26 protein-coding genes are annotated in these 20,716 nt (G+C 53.7%); 22 read left to right on the top strand and 4 right to left on the bottom strand.

All coding sequences use genetic code 11. The features are described from left to right. Positions 1-2: 2 nt before the first annotated feature. Positions 3-458 carry a MarR family transcriptional regulator gene (locus JYE50_RS01525; RefSeq protein ID WP_084096569.1) on the bottom strand — a complete coding sequence of 152 codons (456 nt, stop codon included), beginning with the start codon at positions 456-458 and terminating at the stop codon, positions 3-5. A gap of 275 nt (positions 459-733) precedes the next feature. Between JYE50_RS01525 and JYE50_RS01520 the strand changes: the two genes are divergently transcribed. The 4 genes from JYE50_RS01520 to JYE50_RS01505 all read left to right on the top strand — a co-directional run bounded on the left by JYE50_RS01520 (position 734) and on the right by JYE50_RS01505 (position 4,341). Further along, positions 734-1,864 carry a peptidoglycan-binding domain-containing protein gene (locus tag JYE50_RS01520; RefSeq protein ID WP_084096570.1) on the top strand — a complete coding sequence of 377 codons (1,131 nt, stop codon included), beginning with the start codon at positions 734-736 and terminating at the stop codon, positions 1,862-1,864. 155 nt (positions 1,865-2,019) lie between these two features. Next, complete coding sequence (locus tag JYE50_RS01515; RefSeq protein ID WP_084096571.1) at positions 2,020-2,874, top strand: DMT family transporter; 855 nt, start codon at positions 2,020-2,022, stop codon at positions 2,872-2,874. Positions 2,875-2,919: 45 nt separating this feature from the next. After that, positions 2,920-3,678, top strand: a complete 759-nt coding sequence (locus JYE50_RS01510) for a TSUP family transporter (protein ID WP_084096572.1) — start codon at positions 2,920-2,922, stop codon at positions 3,676-3,678. A 15-nt stretch (positions 3,679-3,693) separates the two neighbouring features. Then, a complete protein-coding gene (locus tag JYE50_RS01505) occupies positions 3,694-4,341 on the top strand; it encodes a helix-turn-helix domain-containing protein (protein WP_084096573.1) in 648 nt (215 codons plus the stop codon). Here JYE50_RS01505 and JYE50_RS01500 read toward each other — a convergent pair. Then, positions 4,305-4,694, bottom strand: coding sequence for a cupin domain-containing protein (locus JYE50_RS01500; protein ID WP_084096574.1), 390 nt, complete (start codon positions 4,692-4,694; stop codon positions 4,305-4,307). The genes JYE50_RS01505 and JYE50_RS01500 overlap by 37 nt on opposite strands. A 163-nt stretch (positions 4,695-4,857) precedes the next feature. Here JYE50_RS01500 and JYE50_RS01495 point away from each other — a divergent pair, with 163 nt between their 5' ends. Both JYE50_RS01495 and JYE50_RS01490 read left to right on the top strand, forming a co-directional pair. Beyond that, positions 4,858-5,532, top strand: a complete 675-nt coding sequence (locus tag JYE50_RS01495; RefSeq protein ID WP_283399241.1) for a hypothetical protein — start codon at positions 4,858-4,860, stop codon at positions 5,530-5,532. Positions 5,533-5,556: 24 nt separating this feature from the next. Next, on the top strand, positions 5,557-6,324 hold the full coding sequence (locus tag JYE50_RS01490; RefSeq protein WP_084096575.1) for a carbon-nitrogen hydrolase family protein: 768 nt from the start codon (positions 5,557-5,559) through the stop codon (positions 6,322-6,324). Positions 6,325-6,330: 6 nt separating this feature from the next. Here the strand turns inward: JYE50_RS01490 and JYE50_RS01485 are convergent, their stop codons facing one another. After that, a complete protein-coding gene (locus JYE50_RS01485) occupies positions 6,331-7,173 on the bottom strand; it encodes a DUF2238 domain-containing protein (RefSeq protein WP_084096576.1) in 843 nt (280 codons plus the stop codon). A 223-nt stretch (positions 7,174-7,396) separates the two neighbouring features. Between JYE50_RS01485 and JYE50_RS01480 the strand changes: the two genes are divergently transcribed. The 16 genes from JYE50_RS01480 (at position 7,397) to JYE50_RS01405 (ending at position 19,116) form a co-directional block, all read left to right on the top strand. After that, the gene (locus tag JYE50_RS01480; RefSeq protein ID WP_084096577.1) at positions 7,397-7,867 is read left to right on the top strand and encodes a GNAT family N-acetyltransferase; all 471 of its coding nucleotides are present in this window, start codon (positions 7,397-7,399) and stop codon (positions 7,865-7,867) included. Between the two features lie 23 nt (positions 7,868-7,890). After that, positions 7,891-8,370: a GNAT family N-acetyltransferase gene (locus tag JYE50_RS01475; RefSeq protein WP_084096578.1), complete on the top strand. Its 480-nt coding sequence runs from the start codon at positions 7,891-7,893 to the stop codon at positions 8,368-8,370. Between the two features lie 22 nt (positions 8,371-8,392). Then, positions 8,393-8,845, top strand: coding sequence for a GNAT family N-acetyltransferase (locus tag JYE50_RS01470; RefSeq protein WP_084096579.1), 453 nt, complete (start codon positions 8,393-8,395; stop codon positions 8,843-8,845). 11 nt (positions 8,846-8,856) lie between these two features. Continuing rightward, positions 8,857-9,339 carry a VanZ family protein gene (locus JYE50_RS01465; protein ID WP_084096580.1) on the top strand — a complete coding sequence of 161 codons (483 nt, stop codon included), beginning with the start codon at positions 8,857-8,859 and terminating at the stop codon, positions 9,337-9,339. 129 nt (positions 9,340-9,468) lie between these two features. Continuing rightward, positions 9,469-10,884 (top strand): family 43 glycosylhydrolase, encoded by a 1,416-nt coding sequence (locus JYE50_RS01460; protein ID WP_084096581.1) that lies wholly within the window; start codon positions 9,469-9,471, stop codon positions 10,882-10,884. A 243-nt stretch (positions 10,885-11,127) separates the two neighbouring features. Continuing rightward, positions 11,128-12,486, top strand: a complete 1,359-nt coding sequence (locus tag JYE50_RS01455; protein WP_283399242.1) for a CCA tRNA nucleotidyltransferase — start codon at positions 11,128-11,130, stop codon at positions 12,484-12,486. Between the two features lie 14 nt (positions 12,487-12,500). Then, entirely contained in the window at positions 12,501-12,935 is a 435-nt protein-coding gene (locus tag JYE50_RS01450) for a GNAT family N-acetyltransferase (RefSeq protein WP_084096582.1), read from the top strand. Between the two features lie 27 nt (positions 12,936-12,962). Then, positions 12,963-13,991 carry a TlpA disulfide reductase family protein gene (locus JYE50_RS01445; protein ID WP_179138397.1) on the top strand — a complete coding sequence of 343 codons (1,029 nt, stop codon included), beginning with the start codon at positions 12,963-12,965 and terminating at the stop codon, positions 13,989-13,991. Positions 13,992-14,168: 177 nt separating this feature from the next. Then, the gene (locus tag JYE50_RS01440) at positions 14,169-14,621 is read left to right on the top strand and encodes a DUF2500 domain-containing protein (protein ID WP_084096584.1); all 453 of its coding nucleotides are present in this window, start codon (positions 14,169-14,171) and stop codon (positions 14,619-14,621) included. A gap of 74 nt (positions 14,622-14,695) precedes the next feature. Continuing rightward, positions 14,696-15,049 carry a DUF2500 domain-containing protein gene (locus tag JYE50_RS01435; RefSeq protein ID WP_084096585.1) on the top strand — a complete coding sequence of 118 codons (354 nt, stop codon included), beginning with the start codon at positions 14,696-14,698 and terminating at the stop codon, positions 15,047-15,049. Positions 15,050-15,458: 409 nt separating this feature from the next. Next, positions 15,459-15,836, top strand: a complete 378-nt coding sequence (gene rpsM, locus JYE50_RS01430) for a 30S ribosomal protein S13 (protein ID WP_084096586.1) — start codon at positions 15,459-15,461, stop codon at positions 15,834-15,836. Between the two features lie 56 nt (positions 15,837-15,892). After that, complete coding sequence (gene rpsK / locus JYE50_RS01425; protein ID WP_084096587.1) at positions 15,893-16,294, top strand: 30S ribosomal protein S11; 402 nt, start codon at positions 15,893-15,895, stop codon at positions 16,292-16,294. Between the two features lie 18 nt (positions 16,295-16,312). Next, positions 16,313-16,909 carry a 30S ribosomal protein S4 gene (gene rpsD / locus JYE50_RS01420; protein ID WP_084096588.1) on the top strand — a complete coding sequence of 199 codons (597 nt, stop codon included), beginning with the start codon at positions 16,313-16,315 and terminating at the stop codon, positions 16,907-16,909. 44 nt (positions 16,910-16,953) lie between these two features. Beyond that, positions 16,954-17,898, top strand: coding sequence for a DNA-directed RNA polymerase subunit alpha (locus JYE50_RS01415; RefSeq protein WP_084096708.1), 945 nt, complete (start codon positions 16,954-16,956; stop codon positions 17,896-17,898). A 17-nt stretch (positions 17,899-17,915) separates the two neighbouring features. Beyond that, on the top strand, positions 17,916-18,428 hold the full coding sequence (locus JYE50_RS01410; RefSeq protein ID WP_084096589.1) for a bL17 family ribosomal protein: 513 nt from the start codon (positions 17,916-17,918) through the stop codon (positions 18,426-18,428). Between the two features lie 214 nt (positions 18,429-18,642). Beyond that, the gene (locus JYE50_RS01405) at positions 18,643-19,116 is read left to right on the top strand and encodes a hypothetical protein (protein WP_084096590.1); all 474 of its coding nucleotides are present in this window, start codon (positions 18,643-18,645) and stop codon (positions 19,114-19,116) included. A gap of 63 nt (positions 19,117-19,179) precedes the next feature. Here the strand turns inward: JYE50_RS01405 and JYE50_RS01400 are convergent, their stop codons facing one another. Further along, positions 19,180-20,706, bottom strand: coding sequence for a DUF4340 domain-containing protein (locus JYE50_RS01400; RefSeq protein WP_084096591.1), 1,527 nt, complete (start codon positions 20,704-20,706; stop codon positions 19,180-19,182). Positions 20,707-20,716: the final 10 nt, after the last annotated feature.

Raw genomic sequence — 20,716 nt, 5'->3', positions numbered from 1 at the left:
TTTTATTTGATCATTTTGTCATTGCTGTCCGCGGCGCGCACGTTATCCAGTACACGCAGCAGGTAACCTTCAAATGCTTCAATCTCCTCTTCCGAGAAGCCCTGGAAGTAGATCTCCGTCATTTTTTCTGAAAGGGCGGCATACTGTTCCCGGCAGGCCAGTGCCTTCGGCCCCGGAAACACCTGGATCACCCGGCGGTCCTCTTTGGATCTCCTCCGCTCCGCCAGTCCGGCACTTTCCATCCGGTCCAGCATGCTGGTCAGCGTGCTGTTGGCAAGACCCGTCCGCTGGCCGATTTCATGAGCGGACAGACCGTCCTTCTGCCAGAGCGCGTCCATGATCTTGCCCTGGGGTCCGTTGAAGGTGTCCGTTCCGGAAGCAGCCAGGAGCTTTTCAAACACCCGGCCGCCGATCAGTCTGATCTGGGCGATATAATCACCGCTGCGGGAAGCTTTCATGTCATCCCTCCTTCTATATGAGATATTACTATATAGTACTATTTATGTCAATATGATTTTTTCGAACCTGCATTTCCTTTTATGTATGACTCAAGCGGAACAAATTCCACCGCTGAATCGTTTATATAGCAGGACGGATTCAACAGGAACCGTCACCTCCCCCTGATCCGCGGCAGGCGGATCGCAGGCGCCGCACTTTGGCAAAACCGGGAAATATGGTACACTGTCTGTGTTCCCCGGATCCTGAAATACTGAGAAACTGAGAAGGGATAAGCATGAAAAGATACATGAAAATCATCGGACTGGCCGCGCTGCTGGCGCTGTGCCTGCTGCTGGCAGGATGCCACCAGTCTCCGGACGAGACAAACAGTCCGCACTTCAATACACTTCCGCCGGAACAGGTTGTGACCTCTACGCCTGAACCGCAGCCGGCAGAAACCCAGAACCTCTTCGGTGATGACACCGGATTCCTTCCGGATGAAACAGAAACTGACAAGCCTGCTGAAAGCGGCTGGAATATTCCCTGGGGAGACGATTCCGGTTTGGAAACAGATACTCCCGACGCTGAGGAGACATACCAGCCGGATTATCCGGATATCGAGACCGTCACCTCCGCGCCGGTTACAGAAATGCCCTCTGCCGAGCCTTCCCCGACACCCAAGAGCCTGCAGCGCGGTTTCACCGACAGTGAAGATGTGCGCGAAATGCAGAAGAAGCTGAAAGAGCTTGGTTATTACAAGGGATCCGCGGACGGTGATTTCGGTGCCGGAACAGAGGATGCCGTAATCGCCTTCCAGAAGGCCAACGGCCTCACCGCGGACGGCAAGGCCGGTCCGAAGACCCTGGAGAAGCTGTACGGCACCAGCGCCGTCACCGCCAAGTCCGCTTCTTCTGACAGCTCCGCTTCCACTTCTTCCTCCGCCGGCAAGATCTCCAAGGATACCTACCTGGATTCCGGCAAGAAGGGCAAGGACGTCAAGGCCCTGCAGAACCGGCTGATCGAACTGGGCTGGCTGTCCGGCTCCGCCTCCGGCACCTATGACGAGGCCACCGAGGCCGCCGTCATCGCCTTCCAGAAGAAGGCCAAGCTCTGGGCGGATGGCAAGGCCGGTCCCAAAACCATTGAAGCCCTGTTCTCCTCCAAGGCGCCCACAGGCTCCGCCTCCAGCGGTTCCACGCTGGAACTGGGCAGCGAGGGCAGCGAGGTCAAAAAGCTGCAGAAGCGGCTGATCGATCTGGGCTACCTCAGCGGCACCGCCGACGGTAAGTTCGGCGAAATGACTGAGACCGCGCTGAAAGCCTTCCAGGAAGCCAACGGCCTGGAAGCGGACGGCAAAGCCGGCACAAAGACCCAGAACAAGCTGTACAGCGATGAGGCGGTAAGAGCATCCAAATCATCCGATTGACATCCCATGCACAGAACAGGAGGTGCGCCTGACGCGCGCCTCCTTTTTTATGCGCCTTTTCCGTTTTTCCTCTTGCTGTTCCGACCACGGTATAGTAAACTGACGCGAGCCCTTTCACGGTTCAGTATCAGCGCAGGCTGTACGCGGGAGTTGTTATGAAGAATCAGGTTTCATCGGTAAAAGAACGCCGGTCCGTTCTGTTTGTATTTCTGGCCTCCGTGTGTTTCAGCACGGGCGGTCTGTTTATCAAACTGGTTCCGTGGTCTGCCCTGGCCATTAACGGAGCCCGCAACCTGATCGGTGCTGCGGTTATCGGTCTCTACCTGCTGATCACCCGCCGCAAAATCGTCTTCAACCGGCGGGTATTGATCGGCGCGCTGTCCATGATCGGCGTGACCACGCTTTTCGCAGTCGCGAACAAGCTGACCACCGCCGCCAACACCATTGTGCTGCAGTTTACCGCGCCGGTGTTCGTAATCCTGTTTATGTCCCTGTTCTATCACCAGAAGCCCGGCCGGGTGGATCTTGTCACCTGCTTCCTGGTTCTGCTGGGCGTGGTACTGTTCTTTGTGGACGGCATCCAGGCCGGCAATCTGACCGGCAATATCGTCGCAATCCTGTCCGGCGTCTGCTATGCCGGTGTATTCATGATGAACACCGGAAAAGGAGCGGATGCCATTTCCTCCTGCTTTCTCGGCCAGCTGACCGCCGGCCTGGTCATGACTCCCCTGTGCTTCAGGGAAACGGATTTTTCCCTTCCGGTCATGGCAGCGGTCCTCGCCCTGGGTATTGTGCAGGTGGGCGGCGCTTATATTCTCTTTTCCATCGGCATCCGGCACACTCAGGCTGTCACTGCCAGCCTGATCACCGGTATGGAGCCCATCATGAACCCGCTGCTGGTGGCCGTCTTCTATGGTGAACAGGTCTCTGCCCTGGCTGTCACCGGCGCCGTCATCGTGGTCTGTTCCATTCTGGCCTACAATGTGTGGCTGGCCCGAAAAAAAAGATAACTGTATGGATGATCTTATTATCTGCCTGAAAACAGGGAGTGCATTATGATTCTGACACCTTTATCCTTTCTGATCGTCTGTCCCCTGCTGTTTCTCGCCGGTTTCGTGGATTCCATCGGCGGGGGCGGCGGACTTATTTCCCTTCCGGCCTATCTGCTGGCCGGCCTGCCCGTACACCAGGCTATCGCTACCAACAAGCTTTCCTCCACCTGCGGCACCTCCCTGTCCACAGGCCGTTTTCTGCGCCACGGGTTGATCAATCTGGAGTTGGCCCTTCCTGCCGCCGTGGCGGCCTTTGCCGGTTCCACCCTGGGTGCTCGGCTTTCCCTGCTTGTCAGCGAGGATGTCATGAAGTACATCCTTTTTGCCGTGCTTCCCGTGGCCGCCTTCTTTGTGCTGAACCGGCACCTGTTCCGGGACCGGGGCGGAGAAGCGGAAGCCAACCGCCGAACCATGGTAATCTGCATCCTGTCCGCCCTGTTTATCGGCGCCTATGACGGCTTTTACGGTCCGGGAACCGGCACCTTCCTGATCATAGCCTTTACTGTCTTCGCGAGAATGTCCGTTTCCTCCGCCAACGCTCAGGCCAAGGTCATCAACCTGACTTCCAATATCACTTCCCTCGTTGTCTTTCTGCTGAACGGCCAGGTGGTGTTTCTTCTCGGACTGGCGGGAGCATTCTGTAATATGGCCGGCAATTACCTGGGCTCCGGTCTGGCCCTGTCCCGGGGAACAAGGATTGTTCGCCCGGTCATCCTGGCTGTCCTGCTGCTTCTTTTCCTGAAGATCATCATCGGTTTCTGACACGGAGGCAGTAAAATGGAAAACCAGACGGAAGCGATCACCTACAGCAAAGCCAACGACCGGATTGAGATTGTCCATTACAGGAACTGGACAAAAACCTACGCGCCTCACACCCACACCTCCCACCTGACCCTGGGTTATGTGGAGGAAGGACGTATCCGGCTTGTACTGAACGGAGCGGAACTTCTCTGCGGAAAAGGAGACACCTTCCGCATCCCGCCGGATGTCCTCCATGAAATCGGGCCCGCTGACGGAGAATCTTATTCCATGATGGTCCTCTGCGTCCGGACTGAGCCGGAACCTTCGGACCCGAACCTGCAGCAGCTTCGCCGCGCCATCCTGGAACAACCTGAAAACCTGTACCTCATCAGGGAAATGGCAAAAGACGCCCATATCAGCCCGTATTATATGATCCGGCGCTTCCGGAAGGCTTTCGGGCTGACACCCCACCAGTTCCAGATCCAGTGCCGGGTCCGCAAAGCCCAGAAACTGCTGGAGGAAGAAAAAAGCATCTCCCGGGTGACCTATGATGCGGGCTTTGCCGACCAGAGCCACCTGGACAGATGCTTTCAGAAAGTCGTGGGACTTACCCCCGCCCAGTACCGGGACGCGATCCGGGCTGGAGATCAGCAAAGTGCCGGAAAAAACTTGGCAAACAGGTAAAGCCCCTGTTCTCCCGCCTGCACCTCATGGTGCACTTTTGCCGGCAGGATGGCAATCGTGCCCGGGGTATACCGCTGGCTGAACCCGCCGTTGATACAGGTTCCGTCTCCCGCGATCACCTCATGGGTTTCCAGCTGTGTCTCATGGATGTGGTCCCCGATCCGTTTGTTGGGGGCAATACGGACCAGGTGATAGCTGAACGCGCCATCTGTATCCCTGGCCGTAACGATGTGCTTGAGCTCCACTCCTTCAAATACGGGATGGGCAGACCAGGGAATGTCCGTAAAAGGGATCGTCCGGTCCTCCAGGCACAGTCGCCCTGCTTTAAAGGCTTCAAAGGTTTCGTTGTTCATGGGGTTCCTCCTCCTTTTGTTTTTTACAGGCAAAGCATATCCCGTCCCATACCGCCGGTATTGGATATAATTGCTTTTTTCATACAGCGCGTCTCATTGCGCAGGCTGGAATAAAATGGTATTGTTTACCTTATCATTTTCCGGTCTGGAGGAGGTTTTTCGAATGGAAAAACGTATTGACAATACCAAAGGCTGGCCTTTCCTGTCCTATGCACTGATGGCCTTTGCCTGCCTTGGAATAGAATTGCTGCTTGCGTTCGTTATTGAACCGCTGCTCTACGGACGATCCATGAATGAGTGGTCCGACCTGCAGAACATCAGCCACTGGGTTCTTACCTGCATCTGCTGGGGCCTTATGATTTTCTTCCTGATCAGATCCGCGAAGTCGGAGCTCGGTTATGATGTCCTCGCGCGCGGTTCGCGGATGAAGGGCTGGCAGTGGGCCGTGGTCGCCGTTCTGTTTGTGCTGATGCTTGTTTACTCCTGGTATGACTGGAACGGCTCCAAGGTCATCAAGGAATTCCGCTACAACGGCTGGCTGAAATTCATTTTCCAGTATATCTATTATGCCTTTGAAGTCGGTCTGGTCCTCCTGATCATTTCCTTTGGCCAGAAGGCTTTTGAGAACTGGTTCCATCACGGCAGCAATGTGCTCATTCCCTATGGCGGGATTGTCGCCGGGCTGACCTGGGGCCTGGCGCACATACTGACCAAAGGCAGCCTGACCGGCGGTCTGGCCCTGCTGATTGTCAGCGTTTTCTACGGCCTCACCTGGCTGCTGCTCAACCGGGATATCAGGAAAGCTTTTCCGATCCTGTATCTCATGTTTGTACTGTAATACGCCTGTGGAAAGGAGCCCCTGATGAAGATCGGTGCTTATCAGTTTCCGGTAACCGGAAACATCACGGAAAACACGTCCCGTATCCTGGCCGCTGTGGATCAGGCGGTTCGGGAAGGCGTTGAACTGCTTGTTTTTCCGGAGTGCGCCGTCACGGGTTATCCGCCGCTGGAAATCCCCTCCCCGGATGCTGTTGATGAGGCCCTTTCGGAGGAAGCGCACCGGCAGCTCAGGGATGCCGCGGTCCGGCACCACATCTTTCTCCTGGCCGGTACCATCCTCTCCCGGAACGCGTCGTTTGTTAACGCCGCCCTGTTTTTCGCGCCGGACGGCTCCGTAACGGAATATGACAAGCGGGCCCTCTGGGGCTGGGACAGGGATCACTTTGATCCGGGCAGCCGGGACGGCATTGTGCGGATCGGTTCCCTGAAGGTCGGCATCCGCATCTGCTTTGAAGTCCGTTTCCCCGAGTATTTCCGGGAGCTTTACCGTGCAAAAACCGATCTGAACATCATCCTGTTCCATGACGTTTCCGATCACGCTGATCCGGACCGTTATGCCCTGATCCGGGGGCATGTGCAGACGCGGGCAGTCGAAAACGCCTGTCCGGTTTTCACCGTCAACACTTCAAGCCCTCACCAGACGGCGCCCACCGCGCTGTTCGACGCTTCCGGCAGGGTGCTCAGCGAAGCTGAACCCGGCAGGGAAAACCTGATGATCTGTGATTTTATAAAGAAAGAACCTGACTTCGGCGAGCTCGGCCGAAGGACCATCTCCGACAGTCTTATCTGAATCCCGTTATCCGGTAATATCCTGTTCTTCCTTCGTCTCACGGTTCTCTTCCTGCTCCCCGTCTGTCAGCACACGGGGAATGAACCGCGGGGCGAATTTTCCTTTTCCCTTCTGTTTCACAAAGCAGTAGCCGATGGTGGAAAACACCACCGCCCCGACCATGTTGACCAGCAGGTCCTTCATGGTATCGTGAATCCCCACATCCAGGTACCCGCCCAGTCCCAGGGCCTGTGTGCTGCCGTCCGAATGAATGACAGCCACGTCCGTGATATCCGAAACATGGATCGGAATATTGTTCTGGGTTTCATCCAGGGAAACAGAATTGAATTCATTGATCACCGTATCCTTCTGCATATCCAGCACAAAGAACCGGTCTCCCGCGTATTCATAAAACTCCCACAGTACGCCGATGGTCATGGAAAAGCAGAAGGCCACAATAGCCAGGAAAAGAGGCGAAAGGCGGAGCGATACTCGTTCGTGCCTGTTCAGCATATCCACCAGCGAAAAACCGATTGCCGCAAAACAGAATCCGTTGATCGTATGCAGCACTGTATCCCAGTGGGGTACGCGCACATAAAACTTGTTGATCTCCCCCAGGATGGTTGACGCGAAGATGAAGCACAGCAGGATGATCTCCAGCGTGCTGGGCAGTTCGATCCGCAGCTTTCTGGAAATGATGCTGGGAAGCAGCAGCAGGAAAAAGGTGATCACCGAGATAAAAACCGATTCATAATCTCCCCGCAGGGCGGAAAGCACACCGGTCAGCACCACCAGCGCCCTGAGGATAATAAAAACGATCACCGTTCCACGGTGACTGTACCAAACCTTTTTGCCGGATCTTTTCATCATTGTTCCTCCGTTTATATACAGACAGGCCTGCCCGCTGATCACACAATACCGTTCTCATTATATAACGTTTCAGACTGAAAAACGTGACAGACCCTTATCTGTTTTTCTGTTTTAATCCTGTATTTCCCTTCCTGAAAACGGAACATTGACGGCATTCTTTTTCGTTTGATAATATGTATGACAGGTTTGCCTGAACCAAATCCAAGCAAGGAGCCAACCTGCCATGCTGACTGTACGACGCGCTGAACCACGGGATATTCCCGTGATCCTGAACCTGCTGCTGCAGGTAGATATGGTCCATCATAACGGCAGGCCCGATCTTTTCAAGGGGCCGGCCACCAAATACAGCGCCGCGGAACTGGAAATAATCCTCGCGGATGACGAAACGCCTGTCTTCGTCTGCGTGGATGACGGAGACCGCGTCCTGGGACACGGCTTCTGTATCATGCAGCATTCCGGCGGCCAGCTGCTTGTGGAACACACCACTGTCTACATTGACGATATCTGTGTGGACGAAGCTGCCCGCGGCTGGGGTGCCGGCCGGGCGCTGTATGAGCATATCCTTGCCTTTGCCCGGGAAAAGGGTGCCTATAACGTCACCCTGAACGTCTGGAGCTGCAACCCCGGCGCCATGGCTTTCTATGAAAAACTGGGCCTCGTTCCCTACAAAGTGGGAATGGAAAAAATCCTGTAAACACTGATTGGAGATATATCATCATGTACACAATTAAAAAGCTGGGCATCGAAAGCCTTGATTCCATTCTGAACCTGGAAAAACTGTGCTTTCCCGCCCCGGACCGCTGGAAGGAAGAAGACTGGCGCATGCTGCTGGAGCGGGACAGGGATGTCTATTACGCCATGACCGATGGTGACAAGCTGATCGGCAACGTATTCATCTGCAACTGGCTGGGCGTACGCGACTATGTCAAGGTCATGAATGTTTCCGTTCATCCGGATTACCGGAACCAGGGCATTGCCGGCCAGCTGCTGAACCAGGTAACGGAGGACATGACAAAGCTCGGCATGTACCGTTTCTGCGGGGAAACCCGATCCACCAACAAAGCCATGCAGCAAACCTTTGAAAAATGCGGCTATAAGCTGGACCGGGTTGAGGAGCATTATTTCCACGATCCTGACGAAAGCGCCTGGAAATATGTGCTGAACATCCCTGATCCGTCCGCTAAAACTGATATTTAATCAAAACTGGAGAGATATCATCATGTATACAATCAAAAAACTGGGTATTGAAAGCCTGGATGCCATTTTGGGGCTTGAAGAGCTCTGTTTCCCCGTTCCGGACCGCTGGAAGGAAGCTGACTGGCGTGAACTGCTGGAGGACGAACGGGCTGTCTATTACGCCATGACCGACGGTGACAAACTGATCGGTAATGTATTCATCTACAACTGGAAAGGTGAACATGATTACGTCAAGATCATGAACGTTTCCGTACATCCGGACTACCGGAACCAGGGCATCGCCGGCCGGCTGCTGAACCGGGTGACCGAAGAAATGAAGAACGACGGCATGTTCCGTTTCTGCGGAGAAACCAGATCCACCAACAAAGCCATGCAGCAAACCTTTGAAAAATGCGGCTATAAGCTGGACCGGGTTGAGGAGCATTATTTCCACGATCCGGAGGAAAGTGCCTGGAAATACGTACTTCAGTTGTAAAGGAGGGCCTGATGCTCAATTCGATTCTTGATATTGTCTATAACCATAACGGACTGCTGATCCTCATTCATCTCGCCCTGACAGCCCTGCTGATGTTCAGCGGACTGGAAAGGGAGAATCGTATATACCAGCGGATCATCCTGGTGATCTGGCTTGTCGGAACCGCGTACCTGGTATTTTTTGAGCGTTCGCCGCTTATGGACGCCCGGTACAATTTCATCCCCTTCCGGGATGACAACCTCTTTAACATCAAAAGCAACGTTCTCATTTTTGTCCCCTTTGTGCCGGCCTTATGCGGAGCTTTCCGGAAGGTTTCACCCAAAGCCGCGGTCATCTCCGGCTTCCTTGTGATCATCGCGATCGAACTGATCCAGCTGGTGTCCCACCGGGGCATCTGCGATATAGATGACCTGCTGGAAAACGGTCTGGGCGTTTTGATCGGCACCGGTTTTTATCTCCTCATGCGGAAGCTTTCCGCTCCCAAAGAGGATTGATCAGGAGACGGTTTATCCGTCTCCTTTTTTTGCTGTTTTTGTCCTGTCCTGACCGCCGATTTGTCTGATGATTTTCACTTTTCCCTGATATATAATATGAACAAACAGAGTATCAGGAGGAATGACGGTATGCAGGCTTTCAACCCCTATCTTCCCGGATGGGAATACATTCCCGACGGCGAACCCCATGTATTTGGCGGCCGGGTCTATGTTTACGGCTCCCATGACCGGTTCAACGGCCATGTTTTCTGCCTGAACGATTACGTCTGCTGGTCCGCGCCGGTGGATGACCTGGGAAACTGGCGCTATGAAGGCGTCATCTACCGGAAGACCGATGACCCGGACAACCCGGAAGGAAAAGCCTGCCTCTACGCGCCTGACGTTACGCAGGGACCGGACGGCCGTTATTACCTCTATTATGTGCTGGACAAGCAGAGCCGCGTTGCTGTTGCCGTCTGCGACACTCCCGCCGGCAAATATGAATTCTACGGCCATGTGCATGACAAGGACGGCGGCCTGCTGGGCAACCGTCCCGGGGACGAGCCCCAGTTCGATCCCGGTGTGATCACCGAAAACGGAAAGACCTGGCTCTACACCGGATTCTGCTCTCCCTTCGATAAAGGCCGCCATGGCCCCATGTGCACAAAACTGGCGGAAGACATGCTGACCATTGAGCAGGAACCCGTCTTCATCATGCCTAGCAAACCCTACAGCGAAGGTTCCGGCTATGAAGGCCATGAATTCTTCGAGGCCTCCTCCATCCGGAAGTTCGGAGACCTGTATTACTTCATCTATTCTTCCATTGTGATGCATGAGCTGTGCCTGGCAGTCAGCAAATATCCGGATCACGGTTTTGAGTATAAGGGTGTGGTCGTCAGCAACAACGACATCGGCATCAGCAGTTATAAACCGGCGGGGAAGCCCATGTATTACGGCGGCAACAACCACGGCGGCCTCGTCGGCATCGGGGATAAGACCTATATCTTCTATCACCGCCAGACCAACGGCACCACTTACAGCCGCCAGGGTATGGCCCAGGAAGTGACCCTCCTGCCGGACGGATCCATTCCCCAGGTGGAGATGACCTCCTGCGGCCTCAACGGCGGACCGCTGGAAGGCCGGGGCACCTATCCCGCCTATATCGCCTGCAACCTGTTCACAAAGAAGGATACTGTCTATACCGGCGGCTACGGCGGCGGTGTCTGGGCGGATGGCTGTTTCCCCCGCATCACCCAGGACGGAAAAGACGGGGACGAAGAACAGGCTTATATCATGAATATGCTGGACGGCGCCACCTGTGGCTTTAAGTATTTCGACTGCAAGGGCGTGAAGTCCGTAACCATTGAGGTCCGAGGCTACTGTTCCGGTGCCTTCGAAGTGAAGACTTCCTGGGACGGTCTCGCCCTGGCTTCCATTCCGGTGGAATTCACCAATGTCTGGACGGAATACACCGCGGAAGTCTCCATTCCCGATGGCGTTAACGCCCTGTACTTCACCTATGTTGGTCCTGGTTCTGCGGCTCTCCACAGCTTCACTCTCCAATAACCGTTCATTGTCGCGGAAACTCTTAACTGACATCCCACAGATGTCATCCCGACCGAAGTGGAGGGATCTCCCCGGCCGCAGCCGATTGCCGAAAGCTCTGCTTTCGGCTTTTTTACTTTTCACTCTTTATTCTTGAGAACTGTTACTCTGTAATGCTATAATATTTTGTAAACATTCTGCAGCAGCGTCCAATATTAATTCTGAATTCTTAATTCTGAATTCTGAATTAAATCGATGTGAATTATGAATTGTGAATTGTTTTTGCAGCTTCCCGCTCCCGTCACCGTCCTGCTCCGCCGGCTGAATGAATCCGGCTTCTCTGCTTATGTGGTCGGCGGCTGCGTCCGGGATTCCATGCTGGGTCTGGAGCCCCATGACTGGGATATCTGTACCTCCGCCCTGCCGGAGCAGATGCAGGAAGTCTTTCATGATCTTCATACCGTGGAAACCGGCCTGAAGCACGGCACACTGACCGTTGTGGTGGATCATGTTCCCTATGAGGTAACCACCTACCGGATCGACGGGGACTATACCGACCACCGTCATCCGGACTCTGTCCACTTTGTGGACAACCTGACGGAAGACCTGGCCCGGCGGGATTTCACCGTCAATGCCATGGCCTGGAATCCCGAAACCGGTCTTGCGGATCCCTTTGACGGACAGACTGACCTGGCCGCCGGTCTCATCCGCTGCGTTGGCGAAGCGGAAAAACGCTTCGATGAGGACGCCCTGCGCATTCTCCGGGCCCTGCGTTTCGCCTCCGTCTATGATTTTGCCATTGAGCCTTCCACCTCCGCCGCCCTGCGGAAAATGGCTCCGGACCTTTCCCGGGTCGCCGGGGAACGGATCCGGGAGGAACTGCTCAAGCTCCTGTGCGGCAAAGCCGCCGGGCGTATCCTCCGGGAGTATCCGGAAGTGCTGGCGGAGATCATCCCGGAGATCCGGCCCATGATCGGCTACGACCAGCAGAACCATCATCACAGCTATGACCTGTGGGAGCATACTGTCCGGGGCGTTGAGGGCGTCCCGCCGGATCCGGTACTTCGTCTCACCATGCTCCTGCATGATACAGGCAAGCCTGCCGCCCGTACCACAGACGAAAAAGGCGAAGGCCACTACTTCGGTCATCCGAAGATTTCCGAACAGATTGCCCGGAAGGCCGCGGATACCCTGCGGCTGGACAACGCCTTCCGTGACCGGCTCTGCAACCTGGTGCTGCATCACGACATTCCCCTGCGCACCCAGAGCGGAGAGATCAATACCGACCGTTCCTTCCTCCTGCGCCGGCTTAACAAGTTCGGAGAAGAGGACCTGCGGGCCATTTTCCTCATTCACTGTTCCGACCGGACGGCCACAGGCTATACCACCCGGGAGCGGGAGGATCTCCGGCTGAAAGAGCGGATGGCTGCCCTGGATGCCCTGCTGGCGGAACAGCCCTGCTTCACCCTAAAGGACCTGGCTGTCAACGGCCGGGACCTGCTGGCGGCCGGGCTGAAGGGCAAGGCCGTGGGCGAAGCCCTGCAGACCCTGCTGGAAGCCGTTATGGACGGCAAAGTATCCAATAAAAAGGAAAAGCTTCTGAACTACCTGAATCAAATCTGACAGGAGAGTTATATATGGTACGCGAAGCACGCAAAGACGATCTTGATGCCCTGCTGAACCTGTATCTGTTCCTGCACGAGGACAGTATCCCGGAGCATGACCAGCATCTGCGGGATACCTGGGCCCTGATCACGGAAGATGAAAACCATCACCTGATCGTGAATGAAGTGGACGGGCAGATCGTCTCTTCCTGCGTCTGCGTCATTATCCCGAACCTGACGAGGAACGTCAGGCCCTACGCGTTTGTGGAGAACGTGGTGACCCGTGAGGATTACCGGGGAAAAGGCCTGGCCACCGCCTGCCTCAACTACGCAAAGGAAATTGCCCTGAAAGAAAACTGCTATAAGATGATGCTGCTCACCGGTTCCAAAGATCCGAAAACCCTGCGGTTCTACGAGTCTGCCGGTTACAACAGCAGTGATAAAACTGCTTTCATCCAGTGGCTGTAAAAGAAGCAGGCAGAAATGAGGACTTATATGATGAAGCTTCGTAAGGCAGTCTGCCTCCTGCCGGTCATGATACTGATCGTGCTCTGCGGCATTTCTCCCGTCTGCGCGTCCTCCGAATCATCCCGGGAAACGCTGAGATTTCCCGGAACCGGTTTTGAAATTGATCTGCCTCCCGCTTCAGAGATCAGCGGAACGCTTCAGATCGCATGTGATACACGGCTTGACGAAGACGTCCGTTTGGCGATGTTGTATTATATTGCCGTTCCAAAGGAAAAGAGCGAATTTATTACCCAAAGCAAATACGCCTATTCATCTGAACTGGATGCCCTTACCGAAGGCTTAACGCCGTGCTTATTGACAGTATTGAGTCTGGACAACGGAAAAACCCTTGATGATCTCCACCCTGAATACAAAAAGCAATTCGAGGTTGAGTATTTTGAAGAATTGGGCTCTGCTGGAGAACACAACTTCTACATCCGGTATATTCCGGAAGGATATGATTTTGCCTGGAAGATGTCCGCGGAATCAAAGCAGGAATTTGAATCCCTCGTGGAAATCTGCAGGGAGCCCGGCCGGATCCGTCTCTTCGAGCCAGGAAAAGAAAGCCTTCCGCCTGTGATATTTGAAACCGTTGATCTTAACGGAGAAGAGATTCATTCTGAAGATCTGTTCGGAAGTCATGCCCTGACAATGCTGAACATCTGGACCACCTGGTGCGGACCATGCATATCTGAACTTCCTGATCTTGAAAAGCTGACCCGGAATTGGAAACTGAAAGAAAAGAATGTCGCGATTGTCGGTATTGTAATGGATATCCGTGATCCGGTAAACAGCGAAATGATCAGCAAAGCCAGGGATATTCTATCTGAGAAGGGTGTTCATTATATCAATCTCATTCCCTGGGAGGGAATAGAGAGCATGCTCCCGGTTTCTGCTTTCCCCACCAATTATTTCATCGATTCAAAGGGACAAATCATCGGGGAGTGTGAAATCGGAAGTCATATCAGGAGTGTTTATATAGATCTGATCAATCAGAAACTTACAGAAGCAGAGTAAGGAACCGGCAGTCCTTTTCCCTGCCCTCTCAGCTCCGGCGAAATATCCCTGTATATTTTTCCATATAAAACATTTATTTAACTATATGTATTCAGTATACTGATCCTGGCAGCAAGGAATAGCTGCAGGCATCTGTCATTATGAATTATGAATTGATTTCAGAGGGAGGTCGCCCGGATGTTTAGTGGTTTTTCTTCAGCCCCCGCAGGTTTCCAGTTTTTCTTTGTCCTGATTGCCGCGCTTGTCATCGGCGGATTCATATATGCCATCGTTTCAGGAACAAAAACCTGGATCAGTAACAACAATTCCCCCATTCTGACCGTTGACGCAGTCATTGTCTCAAAGCGGGAAGATGTCTCCGTTCATCGTCATGGGAACGCAGGCGATGTTACAGGAGCTCACGGATACCATACCACATCCAGCACCACATACTACGTCACCTTCGAGATGGAGAACGGCGAAAGAAAGGAACTCCATGTCTCCGGGAAGGAGTACGGTCTGCTTGCTGAAGGTGACAGCGGCAAACTGACATTCCAGGGCACAAGGTATAAAGGCTTTGAACGTAGCATCCGTCATGCGGAAACAGCGCAGGAGGAATCCATACAGGAACTGAAATACAGACAGGAATAAGCCATATTCTCCTGTCAGTCAGGCAAATGCTGCACCTGCCCGGAGGATTGAGCAGTTCTTAAGGGGGAAATCGTATGCGTTTCGGAAGAAGCACCTATATCGAGCCTGGTGAACTGGCTGCGTATTGTGTTGTAGGGGTTATTGTCATCATCTTTCTCTATATCATCATTTCCGGACTCATCAGATGGTCCAGAAACAATAACTCCCCTATTCTGACCGTCGATGCCCGTATAGTCTCAAAGCGACAGGATGTTTCCGGTTCTGACAGTTCAACCAGTACCTGGTATTATGTCACCTTCGAACTGGAAAACAGGGAGCGCATCGAATTCCCTGTACTCGGAAAGGATTACGGTATGCTTACCGAAGGTGACTGCGGCAGTCTGACCTACCAGGGCACAAGATATAAGGGGTTTATCCGCAGTATATAATAACTGCATGCAGTCCAGCCGGGAGATGATTCTCCCGGCTTTTCTTTAATTGTTCGATTTAATTATTTTGTAACATATTTTATAATAATTTAAGATTTTATTTGAATTTTTCATTGCCATTTTTCTTTCCTTGTGATAAACTGTCGAAGTTAGCCCTGGTTTGCCACCGGGCGGCTGCATCCGTTGAAAAACGGGTGTTCCGGTGGGAAATCAAACCCCGTCTCTTTAGGCGCTGGCAGACTGCACCTTCCATAGCAGTCCGTCAGTGTTGTTGTGCGCCTGCTTTCACCAGGAGCCAACATGGAGTCGAGTTTCGCGGTGCCTGGTTGGGTTGCCTCGCCCCATGCGAAACAAAACTTTTCCCGGTTGACCATACGGTCAAACAACATACGGAGGTGTATTACTTAACATGGCACGCATTGCAGGTGTTGACCTGCCCAGAGAAAAGCGCGTTGAGATCGGCCTGACCTACATCTACGGCATCGGCCTGACCACTTCGCAGAAGATGCTCGCGGAAGTCGGTGTGAACCCCGACACACGGGTAAAGGATCTCTCCGAGACCGAAATCAGCAAGCTGCGTGAATACATTGAGCACAACCTGAAGGTTGAAGGTGATCTTCGCCGTGAAGTTTCGCTCAACATCAAGCGTCTGATTGAAATCGGCTGCTATCGTGGCGTCCGTCATCGTCATGGTCTTCCCGTTCGCGGACAGAACACCAAACAGAATGCCCGCACCCGTAAGGGACCCAAGAAGACCATCGCCGGCAAGAAGAAAGCCACCAAGTAAGTCTCTGACTGAATTGATTCCGCTTTTATGCGGATAATACGGAGGGAGTAAAATCAATGGCACCTAAGCAAAAGCTGAAGAAGGCTACGCGTAAACGCCGCGAACGGAAGCTCGTTGAGCGCGGCGCTGCCCATATCCGTTCTTCTTTCAACAATACCATCGTGACCATCACCGACACCCAGGGCAATGCTCTTTCCTGGGCCAGCGCCGGCGGTCTGGGCTTCCGCGGAAGCAAGAAGTCCACGCCCTTCGCTGCTCAGATGGCCGCTGAGACCGCTGCCAAGGCCGCTATGGAATACGGTCTGCGCACGGTTGAAGTGTATGTCAAAGGCCCCGGTTCCGGACGCGAAGCCGCTATCCGTTCCCTTCAGGCCGCCGGTCTGGATGTGAACATGATCAAGGACGTGACGCCCATTCCTCACAACGGTTGCCGTCCGCCCAAACGCCGTCGCGTGTAAGAAGGAGGACAGACAGAAATGGCAGTTAATAAAGATCCGATTGCCAAGAAATGCCGGAAGTTCGACATTTCCCCGGCCGTTATGGGCTATGGCAATAAAAAATCCACCCGCAATCCCGGCGGAAACCGCCGCAAGAAGGTCTCCGAATACGGCGCCCAGCTGCAGGAGAAGCAGAAGGTTAAGTTCGTATACGGCGTCCTGGAAAAGCAGTTCCACAAGTACTACCTGAAGGCCGCCAACATGAAGGGCATCACCGGTGACAACATGCTCCGCCTGCTGGAGCAGCGTCTGGACAACGTGGTGTTCCGTCTGGGCCTGGCCAAGACCCGCCGCATGGCTCGTCAGATCGTCTGCCACGGCCACATCCGGGTCAATGACATGAAAGTCGACATCCCCTCCTATCAGGTGAAGGTCGGCGATAAGATCACTCTGCGCAAGCGCAGCGAAGAGATGGAGATGTTCAAGAGCCTGCGTGAAGGTACAAGCACGCTGATCCCGAAGTGGCTCAGCTTCGACGCTCAGAACCTCACCGGCACCGTCAACGCTCTTCCCACCCGCGAGGATATCGACCTGCAGGTTCAGGAGAACATGATCGTCGAGTTCTACTCCCGTTAATAACTACCGGACAACCCGTTTTTTGAGGAGGGTACAACGAAATGATCGTCGAAATCGAAAAAGCCCGCATCGAATGCGTCGAAGTTGGACAGAACGGCTGCTATGGCCGCTTTGTGATCGAGCCGCTTGAACGCGGATTCGGCCACACCCTGGGCAACTCCCTGCGCCGCGTGCTTCTTTCCTCCCTCCCCGGCGTGGCAGTTTCTTCTGTACACATTGAAGGTGTGCAGCATGAGTTCTCCACGATCCCGGGAGTCAAGGAAGATGTAACGGAAATCATCCTGAATCTGAAGACCATGGCCTGCAAGATGTTTGCGGACGGCCCCAAGCAGCTCACGATTGATGTGAAGGGTCCCTGCGAACTGAAGGCCGGCGACATCAAGACGGATGATGAGGTTGAAATCGCCAACCCGGATCTCCATATCGCCACCCTGAACGAGGATGCTCACCTGCAGATGCAGCTGACCCTCGATCGCGGCCGCGGATATGTGAGCGCCGACAAGAACAAGACACCCAGCATGCCCATCGGCGTGATCCCGATCGACTCCATCTTCACCCCCGTGAAGAAGGTCAACTACACGGTTGAAGATACCCGTGTAGGTCAGATCACCGACTACGACAAGCTGACACTTGAGATTTGGACCAATGGCACGCTGAAGCCTGAAGAGGCGATCTCCAGCGCCGCCAAGATTCTGAATGAGCACCTGAACCTGTTCATCAGCCTGACCGATCAGGTCATGCCCGTGAGCATGGTCCAGCCCGAAGACGACAAGAAGGATAAGGTTCTGGAGATGACTATCGAAGAACTGGATCTTTCCGTCCGTGCTTACAACTGCCTGAAGCGTGCCGGCATCAACAGCGTTGCTGAGCTGGTGCAGAAGAATCAGGAAGACATGATGAAGGTCCGCAATCTCGGCCGTAAGAGCCTGGAAGAAGTTGAGCAGAAGCTCAGCGCTCTGGGTCTGGGCCTGCGCCCCAATGATGACTAATTTAGGAGGGAATTCCCATGGCTAACCAACGCAAGCTGGGTCGCACCGCGGATCAGCGCAAGGCGCTGCTTCGTAACCAGGTGACCAACCTGATCTGGAACGGCCGGATCACGACTACCGAAGCCAAGGCCAAGGAAGTCCGCCGGATCGCCGACAAAATGATCACCCTGGCTGTGCGCGAATGCGAAAATACGGTTTCCACCACCAAGGAAACCCATAACGACAAGGGACAGCTGGTCACCCTGGAAGTGGTGAACGATGCCCCGTCCAAACTGCACGCCCGCCGTATCATGATGGCTTATCTGTACGATCTGAAGGAAGCCAAGAAGGACGACGAGAACAAGGCTGATTACCGTGAGCGCACCAAGGACAACAAGCATCCTGTGGTGGAAAAGCTCTTCCGCGAACTCGGACCCAAGTACAAGGCCCGCAACGCTGAAAAGAACTGCTCCGGCGGCTACACCCGCATCTATAAGCTCGGACCGCGTCGCGGCGATGCCGCCGAGATGGTCATTCTCGAGCTGGTCTGACATTAACCGACACATCAAGCAAGCATACCGTCCTCCCCTGCACAAGGAGGACGGTTTCTTTTTATCCTTTTTGGCTTGACTTTTGCCTTGTTTACCTTCATGATATGAATGTTGTATATAGCAACGTTTCGAAATAAAGTACCGCTTGTACAGCGGTAAAGAATTATGTATGAATTATAAATTATGAATTGTGAATTCTGGAAAGCGTGATCAAATGACAGACCTGTATTCTTCCAACGACCTTCAGTCCGTCTCTTCCCAGTTGAAAAAGCGCTATATCATCCTGGGGATCATCCTGGCAGTTATCCTGGCCGTATTTGTGTATTCCATGATCATCCGTCTGGAATGGCTGAGCATTGTCTCCTTTGCCCTGATCTTCGCCGTCACAGCCTTTGTGATCGACCTGTTCTGCAAGCCTCTTCACCGGTATAAGAAGCTGATCTCCTCCGCCCTTTCCGGCCGTAACCATACAGAAACGCTGGAATACAGCGAAGCCGAAAGCGAATCCTCTTTCGTGGACGGTGTGGCCTGCAGGGGTCTGATCTTCCTCGGCCAGGCTGACAAGCACGGCACGCGGGAACAGCGGTATTACTGGGATCTGGAGATTCCTCTCCCCGATTTTAAAGCCGGAGACCAGGTCACTGTAAAATACACCGGACGAAATATCATTGGCTATGAAATCATCTGATCTTCCATATGTGAAAAAACCCAATGCATCACGCATTGGGCTTTTTTCTGTCTCTGTTATTCTTTATTGCTCTTCCTGCGGAAGATCCGTCATTCCGCCTTTGATCAGGTAGAAAAGCGTATATCCATCCAGGGTCACCGCGTCATGCATGGCATCCAGTTCGCTCAGTTCCACTGTGTGAACCGCGCCGCTCACGGAATGGATCGTATACCGGGTATGCGGTTCGCCGGGCACATATCCATTCGGCAGCTTTCCGCTCACCGTAACGGTCAGCAGGCGGTCCCAGGCAGCGGAAAACATATCATAGGATATTTCCTTTCCGTTCCGCAGGCACCCGTAACCCGGATCTTCCGTTTTTTCAGTATCTTCGGTTTCTTCAGCTTCTTCGGTTTCCTCAGCTTCTTTTTGGTAAATAGTATAAAGAACTGCTTCCTCTCCCTGTTTTTCCACCACAATGCTTTTCAGCGATGTCAGCGGCGTCGCGATCGTATACCGCGCAACAGTGCTAAGGATTTCCGTCTCCAGAATAGCCTGCAGGGAAAAGTCTGTAATGGTGTAGATCTCGTTTTTATAAAGGACGTAGGACGTCATATCGGTTTTATGCCCACCGATCGTCAGCGTCACAGTGGATTCTTCCCAGTCCACAACGTCATATACACCTGAATTGCTCACCGTGCCGGTGGATCCTTGGGCCATATGGAACTCTATGATCGATGTTGGCTGGTCCAGCCCGCAGGCCTTCACATTTTCCTCATTTGCCTCGCCGATATAGACTCCCAGACGGATATTCTCAGTCGTGTCCAGGATACCTTTGATAAAGTCATAATCCGCCAGGTAGGTATAGGGCGTAGTCAGGATCCAGTTTTCAGCCGCATCACGGTCTGTAATCCTGCCCTGAAGTGCCCATTCACGCCGTATGGTTCCGTCCCCGTTCTTCACCGTGATCCGGTCCAGAAGGGCTTTCTTTATTTCTGGCTGCGCAACCGGATGAAGGATATCCATATCCACGTTCAGGTCTTCCAGCGTACCTGCTGAAACGGCATACAGACGGTCATCTCCGTCTATCGACATATAGTAGGCTGAATTCCCTTCCGCGTCTGAGGAGTGTCCGATACGCGCGGTTTTCTCTGTTCCGTCTGTATAACGGAATACGGCAATCACGGCCGGTTCTTCCAGGCCGAAAGCCCGGGCTTCGTGTTTCCACTCCTCCGGATTGTCCGTAAACACTTCTTCGTAAGTCAGGTTGACAGCAACGTCCGTCAGCATGCGGGCAATTGTCCGGTCCACATTCCAGGAGGAAGTCTCCCCATCCGTCAGGAGCCGCAGATTCCCCTCTTCATCCCGAACCACTGTCCAGGGATCTTTCTCCGGCCGCGTCACGGTGATACTTTCCAGTTCCTCTTCAGCGCGCCGGATAATCGTTCCAGATCGATCCACCTTTTCAGAAACAACAGGCTGCTGTTCTTTTCCTTTACGGAACAGCAGGAGCCCTCCCGTAACACAGGCAGCCAGCAAAACAGCGCACAGGATGATCCCGGTCAGCCTTCCCCGCCGCCGGTCCTTATGTTTCTGTCTTTCCACCTTTTGCATGCCACTGCCC

Origin of the sequence: Aristaeella lactis (assembly GCF_018118585.1) — a bacterium.
GTDB lineage: Bacteria > Bacillota > Clostridia > Christensenellales > Aristaeellaceae > Aristaeella > Aristaeella lactis.
Note: the sequence above shows the minus strand (reverse complement) of the source record. Positions and strands in the feature narration are given on the sequence as shown.

Excerpts from the sequence above, each read along its gene's own strand:
- JYE50_RS01435 (WP_084096585.1), top strand. The coding sequence starts at position 14,696 with ATGCGTTTCGGAAGAAGCACCTATATCGAGCCTGGTGAACTGGCTGCG.
- JYE50_RS01465 (WP_084096580.1), top strand. The coding sequence starts at position 8,857 with ATGCTCAATTCGATTCTTGATATTGTCTATAACCATAACGGACTGCTG.
- JYE50_RS01450 (WP_084096582.1), top strand. The coding sequence starts at position 12,501 with ATGGTACGCGAAGCACGCAAAGACGATCTTGATGCCCTGCTGAACCTG.
- JYE50_RS01440 (WP_084096584.1), top strand. The coding sequence starts at position 14,169 with ATGTTTAGTGGTTTTTCTTCAGCCCCCGCAGGTTTCCAGTTTTTCTTT.
- JYE50_RS01455 (WP_283399242.1), top strand. The coding sequence starts at position 11,128 with ATGAATTGTGAATTGTTTTTGCAGCTTCCCGCTCCCGTCACCGTCCTG.
- JYE50_RS01495 (WP_283399241.1), top strand. The coding sequence starts at position 4,858 with ATGGAAAAACGTATTGACAATACCAAAGGCTGGCCTTTCCTGTCCTAT.
- JYE50_RS01475 (WP_084096578.1), top strand. The coding sequence starts at position 7,891 with ATGTACACAATTAAAAAGCTGGGCATCGAAAGCCTTGATTCCATTCTG.
- JYE50_RS01405 (WP_084096590.1), top strand. The coding sequence starts at position 18,643 with ATGACAGACCTGTATTCTTCCAACGACCTTCAGTCCGTCTCTTCCCAG.
- JYE50_RS01400 (WP_084096591.1), bottom strand. The coding sequence starts at position 20,706 with ATGCAAAAGGTGGAAAGACAGAAACATAAGGACCGGCGGCGGGGAAGG.
- rpsK (WP_084096587.1), top strand. The coding sequence starts at position 15,893 with ATGGCACCTAAGCAAAAGCTGAAGAAGGCTACGCGTAAACGCCGCGAA.
- JYE50_RS01515 (WP_084096571.1), top strand. The coding sequence starts at position 2,020 with ATGAAGAATCAGGTTTCATCGGTAAAAGAACGCCGGTCCGTTCTGTTT.
- rpsM (WP_084096586.1), top strand. The coding sequence starts at position 15,459 with ATGGCACGCATTGCAGGTGTTGACCTGCCCAGAGAAAAGCGCGTTGAG.
- JYE50_RS01525 (WP_084096569.1), bottom strand. The coding sequence starts at position 458 with ATGAAAGCTTCCCGCAGCGGTGATTATATCGCCCAGATCAGACTGATC.
- JYE50_RS01460 (WP_084096581.1), top strand. The coding sequence starts at position 9,469 with ATGCAGGCTTTCAACCCCTATCTTCCCGGATGGGAATACATTCCCGAC.
- JYE50_RS01470 (WP_084096579.1), top strand. The coding sequence starts at position 8,393 with ATGTATACAATCAAAAAACTGGGTATTGAAAGCCTGGATGCCATTTTG.
- JYE50_RS01485 (WP_084096576.1), bottom strand. The coding sequence starts at position 7,173 with ATGATGAAAAGATCCGGCAAAAAGGTTTGGTACAGTCACCGTGGAACG.
- JYE50_RS01510 (WP_084096572.1), top strand. The coding sequence starts at position 2,920 with ATGATTCTGACACCTTTATCCTTTCTGATCGTCTGTCCCCTGCTGTTT.
- JYE50_RS01500 (WP_084096574.1), bottom strand. The coding sequence starts at position 4,694 with ATGAACAACGAAACCTTTGAAGCCTTTAAAGCAGGGCGACTGTGCCTG.
- JYE50_RS01505 (WP_084096573.1), top strand. The coding sequence starts at position 3,694 with ATGGAAAACCAGACGGAAGCGATCACCTACAGCAAAGCCAACGACCGG.
- JYE50_RS01445 (WP_179138397.1), top strand. The coding sequence starts at position 12,963 with ATGATGAAGCTTCGTAAGGCAGTCTGCCTCCTGCCGGTCATGATACTG.
- JYE50_RS01520 (WP_084096570.1), top strand. The coding sequence starts at position 734 with ATGAAAAGATACATGAAAATCATCGGACTGGCCGCGCTGCTGGCGCTG.
- JYE50_RS01490 (WP_084096575.1), top strand. The coding sequence starts at position 5,557 with ATGAAGATCGGTGCTTATCAGTTTCCGGTAACCGGAAACATCACGGAA.
- JYE50_RS01480 (WP_084096577.1), top strand. The coding sequence starts at position 7,397 with ATGCTGACTGTACGACGCGCTGAACCACGGGATATTCCCGTGATCCTG.
- rpsD (WP_084096588.1), top strand. The coding sequence starts at position 16,313 with ATGGCAGTTAATAAAGATCCGATTGCCAAGAAATGCCGGAAGTTCGAC.
- JYE50_RS01410 (WP_084096589.1), top strand. The coding sequence starts at position 17,916 with ATGGCTAACCAACGCAAGCTGGGTCGCACCGCGGATCAGCGCAAGGCG.